Origin of the sequence: Saccharopolyspora sp. (assembly GCF_017434145.1) — a bacterium.
Lineage (GTDB): Bacteria > Actinomycetota > Actinomycetes > Mycobacteriales > Pseudonocardiaceae > Saccharopolyspora_C > Saccharopolyspora_C galaxeae.
In genome coordinates, this window is the sequence record NZ_JAFRFW010000910.1 from 1 (window position 1) to 2,331 (window position 2,331).

Consider the following 2,331-nt stretch of genomic DNA (forward strand, 5'->3'; position numbering starts at 1 on the left):
AGCCGGGAAGATGCGGCCGCCGACTCGGCTGATGAAGCCGCGGATGCCGTCCAGACGACGCCGGGGAGTTCCGGGAGCGAGTCGTCGCAGGACGCGTCGGACGAGAACAGCGCCGAAACTGCGGACGGCCGGAGCTCGGCAGCCGCTGCGACCACCGCGGGCGACGTCCAATCCGGAGACTCGGCCGTCGCGTCCCGATCCGGGACGGACCAGTCCGCCCAGTCGCAGTCCGGCCAGTCCGGGGACTCCCAGTACGGGGAGTCCCAGTCCGCGAGCACCGATTCCGCGACTGCTGATTCCGCGGCATCCGAGCCCACGTCGGTCTGGCGATCCGGCACGCAGACCACGGAGCAGTCCGAGCAGCAGCGCGTGCAGACCGGGCCGAAGCAGCCCGCTGTCCCCCTGATCGCGGCCGGATTCGTCGCGGCGTTCGTGCTGGCGTGCCTGGCGGTCTGGTTCGGCATCGAGACGTACCGCAGCAGCGCCGCCACCTCCAACGAAGCACTCGTCGACCAAGCTGCGACCAGCGAGGTCAACGGGCAGCTGAGCGACGCCGCGGCGAAGATCTTCTCCTACGACTTCGCCGACACCGGCAAGGCCGAGCAGGCGGCGAAGAACCTCCTCGAAGGCGACGCGATCAACGAGTACAACCAGCTGTTCTCGACCGTCAAGCAGCAGGCTCCCGCGCAGAAGCTCGTGGTCACCACGACCGTGAAGGCCAGCAGCGTGCTGCGGCTGGAGGGCGACCGCGCGGAGGTGCTGCTGTTCGTCGACCAGAACGCCACCCGCACCGACAACGGCCAGAACCAGGTCGGCCCGGCGCAGGTCGTGTTCACCGCGAAGACGCACGGCGACCAGTGGAATATCACCCACATCCCGCAGAAGTTATCAGCCGTCCGCGAAGGTACCGCCCGCGCGGACGGCCCGGCGGCCGCACCTCACGGACCGACGTGCAGGTGCGCCGCCCAGCGGGCCGGTGAGTCCGGGTGCGCGGCGCGCAGCCGGCGGGCCGCGCCGTGCAACGCGTGCGCCGAGCGGGCGGTGTCGTGCTCACCCGAACCGAAGACGTCGTCGTAGACCTCGGTGTGCACGCGCAGCGCGCTGTCCTCGTCGACTTCCCACAGGGTGCCGATGACGTGCGCGAACCCGGCGAAGCCGAGCGTCGTGGCAAGCGGCAGCGCGGCGGCCGAGGGGTTGTCCACGAACGTCGAGCAGTTGCCCAGGAAACCGAACTCGGCGTGTTGCAGCCCCACCTGGCCGAGGTCGACCAGTCCGACCGGGCGCTGCGGCGCCTCCCGCTCGACGAGGCGGCCCGCAGCGGGCTGCCCCGGGTACTGCACGCTCGGTTCGCACACGTGCAGCCAGGCGTAGCCGGGGAGGATGCGCAGCAGTTCGTCCGGCGCCGCCGTCTCGGGTGAGACGATCTCGGCGTTCGGCCAGTACTGCGCCAGCACTTGGTTCTGCGGCGGCAACTCGCGGGACACCCGGCCGTTGGAGCTCGCGGCGACCAACGCCGCCCCGTTCTCCGGCAGCGGCCGTTGCCGCGTGTCCTCCAGCACTCCCAGCGACGGGATGTAGGACGACACCACGCGGTCCAGCGCGCTCGGGCCGTCCTTCGCGGTAGCCGCGTGCAACGGCAGATATCCGAGGGCGCCGATCACGCACCACCACACGCGCGGCCAGCGCTGGCCTTCCTCGGGCGTCCCCACGTAGCCCATCCGGTCCAGGGTGGGGCGGCTGATGTTGTGCCACAGCCAATCCAGCGCCTCCACCATCGCCGACTGGTCACGCCGCTCGGTGGCGGCCAGCGCGGCGCGCGCCTGCTCCCGCGCCGAGTCCGGGCCGGCGCCCGGCAGCGGCACGATCACCACCCGGCCGGCGAACAAGATCAGCGCGTCCGATCGGTACCGGCTCAGGTTGACCAGCACCACCGAACCCTCCACCGAGCCCTCCTCGCCGCCGGAGAGCTCGGCGAACGACCGGACCCGCAGGTGCCCGGCGTGCGCCGAATCCGAGCGCACCTCGCGCAGCATGTCCTCCCAGGCGTGCACCAGCCTGCTGCGCAGGCCCGTGCCGTCTTCCGGATCGGCCAGCGCGGGCTCGCCCGGAGGCCGGTCCAGCAGCCTGCGCAGCCGCACCGCTTCGTCCGCGAGCTCGGGGTGGTCCCGGTGCAGCCTGCCCAGCTCGCCCTCGGCGGGCAGGAAGTCCGACATCAGCGCGCTGCGACCGTGCTCCAGCAGCTCGACCGCGCGTTCCGGTTCGCCGTTCTCCACGGCGCAGGCGGCCGCATCCGCGGCGATCAGCGCCCAATGCTGCTGCACGGCCGGAGAA

Annotated in this window: 1 protein-coding gene; it reads right to left on the minus strand. The window is 71.9% G+C overall.

All coding sequences use genetic code 11. The annotated features are described in order from the left end of the window. Positions 1-938 precede the first annotated feature (938 nt). Positions 939-2,331 (minus strand): CHAT domain-containing protein (locus IJH84_RS24650; RefSeq protein ID WP_295149623.1); only part of this gene is annotated, 1,393 nt, incomplete at its 5' end.